Genomic DNA, 13,718 nt, shown 5'->3' on the forward strand with positions numbered 1-13,718 from the left:
ATGGAGAATTAAGCGTGAGTGAAAGGCTATTTATTCGCTTAGGAACAGATGCGCAGCAGCCCTGTAGTTATCTTGTGTGGTCGGCGCAAGATCGGCAAATAATTGCATCGGGTGAAGTTGCAAATGCGATGGCATTGTCATCTTTAACTGACAAGGCGACTAATCGCCTTGTCGATGTCTTAGTGCCTACCTCTGCATTGACGATTACTTCCATTTCGTTACCTGAAAAAGGCCAAAAACAGGCATTAAAAGCATTGCCGTTTATGTTGGAAGAAACGCTGGCTGATAATGTTGAGCAGATGCATTTTGTCGTTGGTCCGCGTGACGGTGAACAAATTTGTGTGGCAGCTGTGACTCATGAGCAGATGCAGCAATGGCTGACATGGCTCAGTGACGCTGGCTTAAAAGCGGCTGCCATTGTACCAGATACGCTGGCACTGCCACTGGCCGATTGTCAGTGGGCTGCCATGGCTTGGGGTGATGAATATTTACTGCGTACAGGTATTACATCGGCAGTGAGTTTGCCAAGCGTGTGGATGGACATGATGTTACCTAAGTTGCTCCCGCTTGAGCGTGAGCAATTTGCGGTAGCAGGTTATACGCCAATGACGATTGAAGCAGTAAATGTGGTAACACAGACCCCTGAGCTGCCCATGCAAACATTAGCACTGGGGATGAAGTCTGCGGCAATTAATTTATTATCAGGGCCTTACAAACCTAAAAAAGAATATAGCAAACACCTACTGTTATGGCGTAATAGTGCCATTATGCTTGCACTTATCTTTGTACTGGCGTTAGTGCATCGTGGTGTCAGTATTTATCAATTAGATCAACAAACGGCACAACTAAAAGCACAAACTGAGCAGGTTTATAAGCGAGTGGTGCCGGGGTCAAACCGTATTGTTAATGTACGTTCTCAAATCAAAGAGAAGTTACGCAGTTTACAAGGTCAAGGGGGCGGTGGTGAGTTTTTTAGTATGCTGACTTCAATGGAAACAGCATTTAAAAAAGTGCCAGACTTAACCCCAACAAGTATTCGCTTTGATGCTAAGCGTGGTGAAATTCGGATGCAGATTAGTGCCAAAGATTACGGTCAAATTGAGCAATTTAGCCAACAGTTATCCGCTCATTTTTCAGTAAAATCAGGTGCGATGAATAGCGCTGAAAACGCGGTAACCAGTACATTAACCATTAGGACTAAATAAGATGGCTAAATTTCGTGAATGGTGGTCCAGTTTGGCAACGCGTGAACAGCAATTATTGTCGGTTGCCGTAATTGCGGTGGTGATTGCTATTTTATATTGGGGCATATGGGCACCAGTAGCCAATGCCCAGCAAACAGCATTGAAACAACGAGATGCTCAGCTAAGTACGTTAAATTACGTTAAGCAAACAGCGAATCAAATTGCAGCACTTAGCCAAAACGCTAATCGACCTCGTAGTTCAGGCAGTATTAGCTCAATAGCAACGCAGGCTGCGACAAGTTACCAGTTAGAGATTACACGGATGCAACCACAAGGTAAGCAACTGCGCTTGTGGATGGATGATGTCCCATTTGATGCGCTGCTTGGTTTTTTAGATTATCTAGTGCAACAAAAAGGCTTATCGTTAGATACCATTGATATTGCCAAAGCGGAAACCGCAGGCATGGTAACTGTTCGACAAATTCAATTATCTCAGTAGGTTTGAACGTGAGAATAGCGAAATATATAATTATCAGCTTGCTGATTTATTTAGTTTTTTTAGTGATGTTATTTCCTGCTAATGTTGCCTTGAATTTGGTACATTGCCTAAAGGTGTGCAAGTTTCAGGCGTCACTGGCACTATTTGGTCAGGTGCAATTAATAGCTTAACTGTACAAAAGCGTCAGCTTGATAGTATTCGTTGGCAGATGCATCCATGGTCATTATTAACCGGCTCATTAGATGTTGATTTGACTGTTGGTCATCGTACTTCAGCTGTAAATGGTAAAGCTAATATTGATTATTCTATGGCAGGCATCACCGTTAATAATTTACGTTTTGAAGCGCCTAATCAGTTTGTGATTGGTCAATCACGGTTACCGTTTAAAACCAAAATTGCCGGTGAATCTACTTTGATGTTAACTGAGTTTAAACAAGGTCAACCTTGGTGTGAGCAGCTTAATGGCAAATTATTTTTAACCAAAACTCAAGTTAATAACCAATTTGGTGATTATCCGTTAGGGGATATTGAGTTGAAGCTAACTTGTCAGGCTGGCGCAATTCAAATTAGCACTGATGAAACCATGAATAAGTTAGGTTTGGTGGGACAGGTTGATTTAGCGGATAAAAGCCGAGTGAAGCTTGCTGCTAAAATTCGTAGCACTGCAACTCAGCCAGCAGATCTGCAAAAAGCACTCTCTTTCTTAGGTGAGCCTGATGCTCAAGGTTATTACCCAATAAATTATAATGGCCGAGTGCCGGGGTTATAATCACTATTAGGTATATTGAAGAGGCCATCATGATGATGGCCTTTTTCTTGTGTGGTTAGAATTCTAATTGATGAAAGTTATCAATGGCTTGAAAATGGTTAAACTGTTTTTTAGGTTTTTGGCTGTCAGGCGTGGTAATACCTAATTGATATGCCACACCTGCTTGCTGGCTTGCCAGCAAAATGGCCTCACTATCATCGATAAATAGACAGCGTTTGGGATCCAGTTGGAATTCGGCAAATAACGCTTGCCAAAATTCAGGATCTTCTTTTGCTGCACCATATTGATGGCTTGATACCACTTCATCTAAATGCTGTTCAAGATCAGTACATTTTAGTTTAAGTGCAAGATTTTGTGGATGAGCGTTAGTGGTTAAAATACGGCGTTTATTAAGCTGTTTCAGTTGTTGTAAAAAAGGTAAACAGTCGCTACGCATGGCTATTTTATCTTGGTTCTGTACATGTAATGCCAGAATGTCGAGTTGCAGCTGTTGCTGCCAATAATCAATACAATACCAGTCGAGTTTGCCTGCTACATTGTTATAGGCTTGATTAACTTGCTCATGGGCTTGCACTAAGCCTATGCCGTGTTTAGCAACTAATTGTTGTGGGACGCAATTCATCCATAGATCATGATCAAAATGCAGATCAAGCAAAGTGCCATCCATATCCAGTAAAACAGTGTCTATCTGTTGCCACGGCAATCTACACATGATGTTCCCTTTAGTGTGAGTGGTGAAACTTGGTTATTTATAACACAACTTACTTAAACGCTTCTGAAAATAGCCACTTCAGGTTGTTTGGGTATATACCCAAATAACTTGAAGTGGCGGTATTCAGTGGGAATTTAACGAGCTGTAGATAAGGCATTGATTGCAGCTAATGGTTATTCCCTTATCAAAATCAATAACGCAGTATACAGCACGTTAAAACCCATCAAAGAAAGCCTTAAGCAAGCCCACTTTGCTGTTGCACCTATTTCAAAGGGAATGCCATTCCTGCATAGGTGCGCCTTAAATTGAACTTGCTTAAGTGCTTCTGAAAATAGCAACTTCAGGTTGTTTGGGTATATCATAAACCGAGTTACCTGTATCTCAAGGGCGAATTATGAGTCAAAAACTAAAAAAACCACAGATCCTTGCTACAGAAATAGTGGCGCAAAGCCGATTATTTAAGATAGAACAGGTTCATTTAAAGTTCTCAAACGATGAAGAACGATTTTATGAACGTATGGCTGGCAGTAGTCGCGGTGCAGTGATGATAGTGCCAGTGCATCAAGATCAATTGTTATTAGCGCGAGAATATGGTGCTGGTACTGATCGTTATGAACTTGGTTTTCCAAAAGGATTAATTGATCCAGGTGAGGATGCTGCAACAGCCGCCCTACGTGAGTTACAAGAAGAGATTGGTTTTGCAGCTAAAAAACTCACATGGTTAAAAGAGGTCAGTTTAGCCCCCGGTTATTTTGCCAGTAAAATGCAGTTATTTTTGGCAGAAGATCTCTATCCTAGCCAATTAGAGGGCGATGAACCTGAGCCGATAGAAGTAGTGCCTATGCCTGTATCAGATTGGCAATCATTAATTGAAAATCCAGACTTTTCTGAGTCACGTTGTGTTTCGGCCTTGTTTTTAGCGATGCGCAAGCTCAAACTAGATTAAATAGAGTCTATTAGATTCATCTATCTTCAGTTGTTGGTGTGGTGGGAGTTGTTATGCAACCAGAAGCAATGCTTGAACAAGTTATTAATATTGCCGTTGAGGCTGGCCAAACAATCCGTGCGATTTATGAAACCGGAACGTTTGAGCGTGAAATTAAATCTGACAATACTCCTGTTACTAGCGCAGATTTAGCTGCCCATGAAATTATTACGGCTAAATTACAACAATTAACACCATCCATTCCGGTGTTATCAGAAGAAGATACCAATATTCCATTGTCTGAGCGCCAGACGTGGCAACGTTATTGGTTAGTTGATCCTTTGGATGGTACTGGCGAGTTTATCGCGGGGAGTGGCGATTTTTCGGTGATTATCGCTCTAGTTGAACATAATAGACCCATTATGGGGGTCGTTTATGCCCCAATGACGCAGACTTGTTATTACGCTATTGCTGGGCTTGGTGCCTATAAACGTGACCAACAAGGTGAAGTGCGTATTCAGAGCCGTCAGCTGCAACCAACGACGCCACAATCACTGGTGATAGCCACTAGTCGACGTCAACAGCCACAAACTGTATTGAGCCTGTTTGCGGCAGATATGCAATTGGAATTAGTGACCTTGGGGGGTGCGGCATTAAAAAGCTGTTTAGTCGCAGAAGGTAAAGCTGATTGTTATATACGAGTCGGACCAACGGGTGAGTGGGATACTGGCGCCGCGCAAATCATAATTGAGGAAGCTGGCGGTGAATTAATGGATCTTAACTTGCAACCGCTGTCATATAACGAAAGAGAAGGCTTTGAAAACCCTAATTTTATTGTGGTAGGCTGCCCAAGTTTAGCTTGGGGCGACTTACTACAAGGATCATAATTGCACTCATCATTTGTTATTACGCCAGCATTGAAACACGAATTGCAGACGTTATTTAAATTAGAGCAATGTTTGTTTGGTGAACATTGCTATCCAGATTTCTTTTTTAGGCAAGCATATGATTGTTGGCCCGATGGTTTGTTAGTGGCGCGTAATGAGTTACAACAAATTATGGGGTATGTGCTGGTTGCGCCAGCACAATCAGCACATGAGCATAGCGCATGGATATTATCGTTAGCGGTTGCGCCAGAACATCAACGCAAAGGTGTCGCTCACGGTTTGTTACTGCATGCACTTGAACATTTTTCTCATATTCAAAGTTTATGCTTAACTGTACATCCTCATAATCCTGCATTAGCTTTATATCAGAAGTTAGGATTTATCGAGGTTGAACATGAAGATGATTATTTTGGTGAAAATGAACCACGCATTAAGATGCAGTATCGGCCGTAATTAGTGTTTTTTTCGCGTCGATTCTTACCCTATTTTATCACGCAGTGCCTCGGGGCACTGAATGATAATGTCTATAAAAATGTGTTATTGCTGATGGTGACTTACGCCAGCCTTAATAACTTACCCATGCCGGTAAATTTATTCGTTAACCTTGCTGCAGGGGTATTTATTTTACCGTTTCTCCTGTTTTCAGTGCATGCCGGAGTCATTGCGGATCACTGCGACAAAGCACAATTAATCAAACGCTTAAAGTGGTTAGAATTGGTTATTATGTGCTGCGCCGCCGCGGCTATGTTGAGCCAAAGTTATCTTTTGATGCTGTTGCTACTGTTTCTAATGGGGACACAGTCCGCATATTTTGGTCCGGTTAAGTACGCATTATTACCACAAGCGTTAGCACCTGCAGAGTTAGTTACAGCTAATGCTTGGGTTGAGCTTGGCACATTTTTATCGATTTTAGCGGGTACGATTGCGGCAGGCGTGTTGATGAGTCTATCTAACGGCATTGAATTAAGTGCAATGTTAGTGGTTGTGCTCGCCGCCTTTGGTGTTTGCAGCAGTCAATTTATGCAGCCGTTGCCCCCGAGTAAGCAACAATATCAAGCATCTGAAGTGGGTTGGTTGCAACGTATCCGCCAGCAACCGACCATTTTAATTGCGATTCTGGCAATTAGTTGGTTTTGGTTTGTCGGTGCAGTGTATTTAACTCAATTTGCTAATTTTACACGGCTATATCTTGGTGCTGAACCCAGTGTTGTATCGTTATTGTTGGGGTTATTTTCGGTAGGTATAGCAGTGGGGTCTTTTACCGCAGTAAAGTTGTCATCAGCTAAAGTTGAGCTAGGTATTCTCCCGATAGGCTTGTCAGGGTTAGCGCTATTTGGTATTGATTTTATGTATGGTTTACCGACGGTTACCCAGCAATTAGAAGCGATTAGTTTTAGTCAGTTTATCAACCAAGCAAATTACTATAGAACCTTAGTTGATCTATTTATGATTGGCGTCAGTGCGGGTATTTATATCGTGCCCTTATACAGCTTTATTCAACAACAAGCATTGGCACATGAAAGATCACAAGTAATTGCAGCTAATAATATTTTTAATGCGTTATTTATGGTGTGTGCAGCCATAATATCAATATTATGGTTACAGGTAATGGGGCTTTCTATTGTGAGTTTATTTGCTCTAATTGCCGTGACGAACTTGATTGTGTTGATATTGTTATGGGGCAAGGCTGATTTTATAAAGCAGGCAATTTATCAGTACTTTAAGATTAAATCTTCAAGCTAAAACTTTAATGTTAAAACGTGATTCTTAAAATAATGCCCTACAACGTAGGGCATTCGATATCGCTATTGTGGTTGATATTCATCAAGCCACTGATGCATGGCTTGATGGTTGCCACGGAATAACACTCGGTCAGCTTTGTTATCTAACTGATAGTTATACATAGGATCATAATAATCAACTAATAGGCTTTCAATCCAAGCAAGGTGAGCTTGGGTATCACCGGTTTGTTGCTGAACTTTAATGGCATGATCAACATGCGCTTGTAGCTCTGCTAAACGTTGATTACCTAAACGTTTCTTAACACCTATCAAGCTTTGGGTAAGATAATCGTAAAAAGCATTAAAGCCTTGCTCCTCACCTAAACGCTCAATAAAGCCATCATGCATAATATGCACATATTCGTTTAATAAGCGTTGTAAGCGATCTTGGTGTGGCTCTTCTAATACCACTAATGATGCTTGTTGCATGCTGTGGTAGAAAGGTTTTGGAATGGCATTACGGCCAATCAAAAAGCTCTCATCTTCAAGTAATAAACAGTTGGTTTGTCGTTGCTGATGCTTTAACAAGTTAACGGCGAGTTTATTCTCGAAATTAATTTGTGAGGGCTGCGGCTCATGGTATTTACCAAAGCTTGAACCACGATGATGGGCAATACCCTCTAAATCAATTGCCTCATGGCGTAGCTTTAGAAAATCAGTTTTACCGCTACCCGTGATACCACTAAGGATCAATATTGGCTGATTTACTGCGGCAGCATCAATGCTTTCAATTAAGTATTGACGCATCGCTTTATAACCACCTTCAATATAGCAACATCTAGACCCGCTTCTTTAATCCAACCTTGGGTAATTTGCGAGCGCAAACCACCACGGAAGCAATATAGATTAGCCTCAGGATTCGCTTTGAAGAATGCTAACCAAGCATCAACACGTTGTTGTTTGGTTTTGCCATTAACTAACTGATGGCCAAGCTCTAACGCAGCTTGAGGACCTTGTTCTTTATAACAAGTGCCCACTTTTTGCCTTTCACTATCTGTCATTAATGGCAGATTGGTACTACAAGGAAACGCGCCCTTATCGAATTCGATTGGGGCGCGAGCATCCATCAGAGGCCGATCATTTAAAAATATATTTTGATATTCCGTTGCCGGAATAATCTGTCTCTGACTCATTAAACTAACTCTAGTGTATAGGACTGACTGTTAACCATAGTACCAATACATTGAATTGGCATATTATTACGCTTAAGTAATTCGATTAATTGTGTTTCTGCTTCGGGTGCTACCGCAACCATTAAGCCACCACTGGTTTGTGGATCGCACAAAAGTGCTTTTTGGTATTCGGTAATGGTTGGCAAATGTTCACCATAACTTTCAAAGTTACGATGAGTACCACCAGGCACACAACCTAAGCCAAGGTAATGTTCTGTTTTATCAAGTAGTGGTAATTGAGTTAAATCCAATTGCGCTGCTAATTTAGCACCTTGGCACATCTCAATTAAATGACCCGCTAAGCCAAAGCCTGTTACGTCGGTCATGGCATGCACGCCGTCGATTTTGCCAATATCTGCGCCAATCTTATTAAGCTGACACATTGCATCTACGGCAATTAAACTGTCTTCAGGAGCCAGTTTTTTCTGTTTTTCAGCAGTGGTAAGAATGCCGATGCCAATTGGTTTAGTTAGATAAAGCTTATCGCCTGCTTTAGCAGTATCGTTTTGCTTTAATTCTGTTAGTGGAATTTGGCCAGTTACGGCTAAACCAAAAATAGGCTCTGGTGAATCAATACTATGGCCGCCAGCAAGCATGATGCCTGCGTCAGCACAGGCTTGACGACCACCATCAACAACTTGTTGAGCAACTTCAGCAGGTAGCTTATTGACTGGCCATCCTAAAATAGCAATTGCCATAATAGGTGTGCCGCCCATTGCATAGATATCGCTGATTGCATTGGTGGCTGCAATACGACCAAAAGTAAATGGGTCATCTACAATTGGCATAAAGAAGTCAGTGGTGCTAATGATGCCGGTTTCATCATTAAGTTTGTATACTGCAGCGTCATCACGAGTCTGATTACCGACTAATAAATTAGGGTCTTCAAAGCTAGGCAATTGCGAAGCAAGAATCGTGCTAAGCACTTTAGGGGAAATTTTACAGCCACAGCCCGCGCCATGACTATATTCAGTGAGTTTAATCGGACTATCTGACATAAGGATTACCTAGTGATTGCTACTAAGCCGATCATCATAGCCAGATATAGCCACCTTGCAAGGTGGCAGTAGACATTTCTTAAGATTGATGACTGCTTTTATAATAAGCTGTGATGTTTTTCCAAATTTTTTGCTGTTTTATTAACTCGGCTCGCAGATTAGTAACAGTAGTTAACAATTGCTGATCAACTAATTTTTTGCGTTTGGCATCCAGTAATGCTTTTTTAGCTTGGTAATACTGCACCAATAAATATTTAAGATGCTCATACTCTTTTTGGAGATTAGCGATGAGCTGTTCATTATCATGAAACTGGCTTAATCGCTGTTTTAATAATTCCAATTGCGCAGTAATTCGTGCTTGAGCGATGTTTTCTTCTGGGCATGTTCTTAGTTTTGAAGCCAAGCCGCCCCAAGCTAACAGATTAATTAGCCATTTAGTGGGATCGTACTGCCACCATCTAATACCGTTTCGATAATCATATTCAAATAAATGATGAAAATTATGGTAACCCTCACCATAAGTGAGTAGTGCAATTAAGCCATTATCTCGTGCGGTATTTTTTTGTGTATAAGGCTGACTCCCCCAGATATGGGCTAACGAGTTAATAAAGAAAGTGCAATGATGAACTAATACTAAACGACCTAATCCTGCCAGTAATAACATGCCCCAGATTTGACCGAATATCATACCTAACAGTAAAGGCAGGCCGATATTCATAATGATGACCAACAATAAATAATGCTTATGTTGCCATGCAACAATAGGATCTTGGCTAAGATCGCGAACATTACGATAATCACCATAGCGACTACCTTGGTAATCTCTTAGCATCCAACCAATATGGCTATACCAAAAGCCGCGCTTAGCTGAGTAGGGGTCTTTGTCATTATCATCTACATGTTTATGGTGGATGCGGTGATCGCTACACCAATGTAATGCACTATTTTGTAATGCAAGTGCACCGCCTAGGGCAAAAATTAGTCGAACGATAGGGTGAGCTTGAAAAGCCTTATGTGACCATAATCTATGGTAACCAGCCGTAATAGATAAACCACTGTATACCGAAAGTAGGCCGAAACTAATCCATGTTGCGGTTTCAAATCCATATTGATAGCCATACCATGGTAGCAAGGTGATAGCTGCTAATGTGGTAATACTAAACAGTATTACATTGGTCCAAATAAGCGGGGGCTTAGTCATAGTGTTTGTTCCAAATCCATTTTTGAGCATACATATGTAAGCTAAAGTTAACGTGGTTTTTTACAATGGTCAAGTTGTATACAGTTTATCTTCAACAGATACTAAGCTGCGTTTTTTATTTAAAAAAGCTATGATTAGCAATCTCCTAGAGTTTATGGATGTAAAGCATGGGCATCAGAGCACAACAAAAAGAGAAGACCCGCCGCGCCCTGGTGGATGCTGCATTTAATCAATTAAGTGCTGAACGTAGTTTTTCCAGTTTAAGTTTGCGTGAAGTTGCACGCGAAGCGAATATTGCACCAACCTCTTTTTATCGCCATTTCAAAGATATGAATGAGCTTGGCTTAACCATGGTTGATGAAGGTGGTTTAACGCTGCGTCAAATGATGCGTAAAGGTCGTCAACGTGCAGAGGCTGGCGGCAGCGTCATTCAGATTTCAGTGGATACTTTTATGGAAGTGTTAGAGTCAAATCCTAACGTTTTCCGTATTCTATTACATGAGCGTTCAGGGACTTCGGCTGCATTTAGGGCCGCAGTAGCACGCGAGATTGAACATTTTATTTCGGAACTTGCACACTATACTGAAGCTACGGCAGGCCGTTCGCCATTAATGGCTCGAGCGCAGGCTGAAGCTTTAGTTACCTTGGTATTTAATGCTGGAGCGGCAGCTCTAGATATGAAACGTGTGGAACGTAAAGGGCTTGCGGATCAACTGGTGATGCAATTGCGTATGGTCGCTGTGGGTGCTGAGGCATTACAACAACGTAAAATGACCAGCTAAACATAATAAAAAAGGGCAATTAATGCCCTTTTTGCTTATAAACTGACTTATTTACGACGCTCTAATAAAACGCCTGCTTCCATATGGTGGGTATATGGGAATTGATCAAATAACGCAAAGCGGGTGATATCATGAGTCTTAGATAAGATTTCAAGATTTTGCTTTAGCGTGTCAGGATTACAAGAAATATAAATAATACGTTCATAGCCTTGTACCATTTTACAAGTATCATCATCCATGCCAGAACGTGGAGGATCAACAAAAATGGTATTGCAGTTATAACTCGTTAAATCCACACCTTGGTCTTTCAGACGTCTAAATTCACGTTTACCCGCCATTGCGTCAGTAAAATCTTCAGCAGACATGCGGATAATTTGCAAGTTATCAATATTATTGATCGCAATATTGTACTGCGCAGCATCCACTGAAGGCTTGGCTAATTCAGTTGCTAATACGCGCTCAAAGTTTTGTGCTAAGGCAATAGAAAAGTTACCGTTGCCGCAATAAAGTTCAAGTAGATCGCCTGTGCTATTTTGCGTGGCATCAATTGCCCATTCCAACATTTTGGTGGCAACATTAGCGTTAGGTTGAGTAAAACTGTTTTCGATTTGCTTATATTGATATTGCTGACCGTTTACATTGATGCTTTCGACGACAAAATCTTTATCAAGATCAATTTTTTGCTTACGAGCACGGCCAATAAAGTTAATATTGAATTGTTCAGATAAGCGTAATTTAAGTGCTTGAGCTTGTTCAAGCCAAGTATTGTCTAATTGACGGTGATAAAGCAGTGAAACCAGAATTTCACCACTTAATGTCGATAGAAAATCAACTTGGAATAATTTATGGCGTAATGCATGATTTGGACGCAGCTCTGTCATTAAGGCTAACATCACTTCGTTGATTAATGTGCTCGCAGGCAGATACTGTTCGCAGCGTACCTTTTGTTGTAGTGCTTGATCAAACATATAGTAGTAAAGATCGTCACCATCATGCCAAACTCTAAACTCAGCACGCATGCGGTAATTAGCGGGCTCAGATGCAAAAACCTCTAACTTAGGCGCATTAAATTCGGCAAAAGCCTGGCTTAACTGTTGTTGCTTCTCTAAAAGTTGTGCCTCGTAGGCTTTTGGATCCATTGCGGCTAAATTCATTCTCATCACCATTACGATAAATTGGGGCGCAAATAGTATACTACACACGCGCAATGTCCAGTTTGATACTTTACCTATATTGAATTGATGTGGGAAAATTAGTGATTGCAATAGATTATCTAAAGATGGGGATACATTTTGTCAGGTTCAATTTTAGTTTTTGATTCAGGTATCGGTGGCTTATCCGTATTGGCTGAAATTAAAAAATCGCTGCCCCTGCACCAGTATATCTATTTATTTGATAATGCCAGATTGCCCTATGGTGAATTAGCAGACCAAGCACTTATTGATGGTTGCGTGGAATTGATCGTAAAACAAGTCAAACTGCACAAGGTTGCAATAGTCGTTATTGCATGTAATACCGCAAGTACACTGGTATTGCCCGCATTAAGAGCTGCATTAACTATCCCGGTTGTCGGGGTTGTACCTGCAATTAAACCTGCTGCGTTAATTAGTCGTAACCAACATATTGCACTTTTAGCGACACCCGCCACAGTAAAACGTACATACACCGATAAGTTAATTAATCAGTTTGCTGCAGATTGTCAGGTAGAAAGGCTAGGGAGTTCAGAGCTTGTATTGTTAGCAGAACAACAAGCTGCTGGGCAAGAGATTGCACAACAACAGTATATTGATATTTTACGACCATTAAGCGACACCGAAGTTGATGTGGTTGTTTTAGGTTGTACTCATTTCCCAATGATAAGAGAACAGATTGCAGCATGTTTTAAGAAACAGGTGATCTTACTCGACTCTGGTCAAGCGATAGCAAACCGTGTTTGTTACTTATTGGCAAATGAACATGTCAGTCAAATTAAGGAAGAAGATATCGCTTATTTTACGCGGGCAGATATAGATGAGGGACTAGCAAAAACATTATCTGAATATGGTTTTACTGCTTGGCAGCATATAGAACCATATTCAGCAATGTAGAGAGGTATTATTCGTCGAGGTTCTTATCCTGACAGTCAGGATCTTGAGTTTTAGCTTCTCTCACCTTGAGTGTTCTATCTTGGAAGTTGTAGTCATTTAATTTAGCCATTGCCTTCTTGGCTCCAGACTCTGACATCTCAACAAAACCGAAGCCTTTACGGCGACCCGTTTTTCTATCTCTAACTAATCTGACACTATTTACTGAGCCATATTCCCCAAATAGTGCCTTAACTTCTCCTTCATGAACTCTATAAGGAAGGTTTCCCACATATAAAGTCATTGTTGGGCCGGAAAAACTGTCAGTGGGTCCAATATTATTTTTTTGAGTTGTTACCATGATTACTGCGGCGACAATCATACCAAGAACGAAACTGATATACGCGGGTAGCGTCGTTCCTAGTTGATGTATTGCTACTGCACCTAAAATGGCAATAATCAATACGACAATTAATGATTTTTGCATAGAATGCTCTCTGATGAGTTAACGAAAATGATATAAAACTGTTACACACAAAACATATAGTAATGAATTATTTACTTTTGCACTAGTGTGTTGATGAAAAAATGAGCTTGGCGAAGTATTTAACTGGCTAATGTCATTTAAAAGAATGGGAATGAAGTGATTTTAAAGCAAAAGTTGACTAACTAAAATGCAATTTGTTTAAAAGCTAAACAAGCGAGTCAAATTTCGTTAAAAAGCACTTGTGCAATCTAAATAAGC

14 protein-coding genes and 1 pseudogene are annotated in these 13,718 nt (G+C 40.8%); 9 read left to right on the forward strand and 6 right to left on the reverse strand.

The genetic code is table 11. The annotated features are described in order from the left end of the window. Positions 1 to 14: 14 nt before the first annotated feature. The 3 genes from gspL (at position 15) to JCM15074_RS22795 (ending at position 2,452) form a co-directional block, all read left to right on the forward strand. Positions 15 to 1,205: a type II secretion system protein GspL gene (gspL, locus tag JCM15074_RS17000; RefSeq protein WP_025822722.1), complete on the forward strand. Its 1,191-nt coding sequence runs from the start codon at positions 15 to 17 to the stop codon at positions 1,203 to 1,205. Between the two features lies 1 nt (position 1,206). Beyond that, entirely contained in the window at positions 1,207 to 1,683 is a 477-nt protein-coding gene (locus tag JCM15074_RS17005; RefSeq protein ID WP_025822723.1) for a type II secretion system protein M, read from the forward strand. Between the two features lie 115 nt (positions 1,684 to 1,798). Then, on the forward strand, positions 1,799 to 2,452 hold the full coding sequence (locus JCM15074_RS22795; RefSeq protein ID WP_306302236.1) for a type II secretion system protein N: 654 nt from the start codon (positions 1,799 to 1,801) through the stop codon (positions 2,450 to 2,452). Positions 2,453 to 2,507: 55 nt separating this feature from the next. Here the strand turns inward: JCM15074_RS22795 and yrfG are convergent, their stop codons facing one another. Beyond that, complete coding sequence (yrfG, locus tag JCM15074_RS17015; protein ID WP_025822724.1) at positions 2,508 to 3,164, reverse strand: GMP/IMP nucleotidase; 657 nt, start codon at positions 3,162 to 3,164, stop codon at positions 2,508 to 2,510. A gap of 394 nt (positions 3,165 to 3,558) precedes the next feature. On the opposite strand from yrfG, the gene nudE reads away from it, so the two are divergent. From nudE to JCM15074_RS22800, 4 genes are read left to right on the forward strand one after another with little or no spacing between them, the layout of a single operon-like run. Then, a complete protein-coding gene (nudE, locus tag JCM15074_RS17020; protein WP_025822726.1) occupies positions 3,559 to 4,110 on the forward strand; it encodes an ADP compounds hydrolase NudE in 552 nt (183 codons plus the stop codon). Between the two features lie 53 nt (positions 4,111 to 4,163). Further along, positions 4,164 to 4,976 (forward strand): 3'(2'),5'-bisphosphate nucleotidase CysQ, encoded by an 813-nt coding sequence (gene cysQ, locus JCM15074_RS17025; RefSeq protein WP_025822728.1) that lies wholly within the window; start codon positions 4,164 to 4,166, stop codon positions 4,974 to 4,976. Continuing rightward, positions 4,977 to 5,429 (forward strand): GNAT family N-acetyltransferase, encoded by a 453-nt coding sequence (locus tag JCM15074_RS17030; protein WP_199899826.1) that lies wholly within the window; start codon positions 4,977 to 4,979, stop codon positions 5,427 to 5,429. A 3-nt stretch (positions 5,430 to 5,432) separates the two neighbouring features. Beyond that, positions 5,433 to 6,719, forward strand: a complete 1,287-nt coding sequence (locus tag JCM15074_RS22800; RefSeq protein WP_084267054.1) for an MFS transporter — start codon at positions 5,433 to 5,435, stop codon at positions 6,717 to 6,719. A 62-nt stretch (positions 6,720 to 6,781) separates the two neighbouring features. Here the strand turns inward: JCM15074_RS22800 and mnmH are convergent. The 3 genes and pseudogenes from mnmH to JCM15074_RS17050 all read right to left on the reverse strand — a co-directional run bounded on the left by mnmH (position 6,782) and on the right by JCM15074_RS17050 (position 10,128). Beyond that, positions 6,782 to 7,890, reverse strand: a pseudogene (mnmH, locus tag JCM15074_RS22805) (tRNA 2-selenouridine(34) synthase MnmH). After that, positions 7,890 to 8,927, reverse strand: a complete 1,038-nt coding sequence (gene selD, locus JCM15074_RS17045) for a selenide, water dikinase SelD (RefSeq protein WP_025822732.1) — start codon at positions 8,925 to 8,927, stop codon at positions 7,890 to 7,892. Before selD ends, mnmH begins: the two are co-directional and overlap by 1 nt. A gap of 79 nt (positions 8,928 to 9,006) precedes the next feature. Then, on the reverse strand, positions 9,007 to 10,128 hold the full coding sequence (locus JCM15074_RS17050; RefSeq protein WP_025822734.1) for a fatty acid desaturase: 1,122 nt from the start codon (positions 10,126 to 10,128) through the stop codon (positions 9,007 to 9,009). A 167-nt stretch (positions 10,129 to 10,295) separates the two neighbouring features. On the opposite strand from JCM15074_RS17050, the gene fabR reads away from it, so the two are divergent. Next, a complete protein-coding gene (gene fabR / locus JCM15074_RS17055; RefSeq protein ID WP_025822736.1) occupies positions 10,296 to 10,910 on the forward strand; it encodes an HTH-type transcriptional repressor FabR in 615 nt (204 codons plus the stop codon). Between the two features lie 47 nt (positions 10,911 to 10,957). Here the strand turns inward: fabR and trmA are convergent, their stop codons facing one another. After that, a complete protein-coding gene (trmA, locus tag JCM15074_RS17060; protein ID WP_025822737.1) occupies positions 10,958 to 12,064 on the reverse strand; it encodes a tRNA (uridine(54)-C5)-methyltransferase TrmA in 1,107 nt (368 codons plus the stop codon). A gap of 138 nt (positions 12,065 to 12,202) precedes the next feature. Here trmA and murI point away from each other — a divergent pair, with 138 nt between their 5' ends. Then, complete coding sequence (murI, locus tag JCM15074_RS17065; RefSeq protein WP_025822739.1) at positions 12,203 to 12,997, forward strand: glutamate racemase; 795 nt, start codon at positions 12,203 to 12,205, stop codon at positions 12,995 to 12,997. Between the two features lie 7 nt (positions 12,998 to 13,004). Here murI and JCM15074_RS17070 read toward each other — a convergent pair whose 3' ends face one another. Then, positions 13,005 to 13,460 carry an RNA-binding protein gene (locus tag JCM15074_RS17070; protein ID WP_025822741.1) on the reverse strand — a complete coding sequence of 152 codons (456 nt, stop codon included), beginning with the start codon at positions 13,458 to 13,460 and terminating at the stop codon, positions 13,005 to 13,007. Positions 13,461 to 13,718 lie beyond the last annotated feature (258 nt).

The sequence above is a fragment of the Shewanella marina JCM 15074 genome (assembly GCF_000614975.1).
In the GTDB taxonomy this organism is placed as follows: domain Bacteria; phylum Pseudomonadota; class Gammaproteobacteria; order Enterobacterales; family Shewanellaceae; genus Shewanella; species Shewanella marina.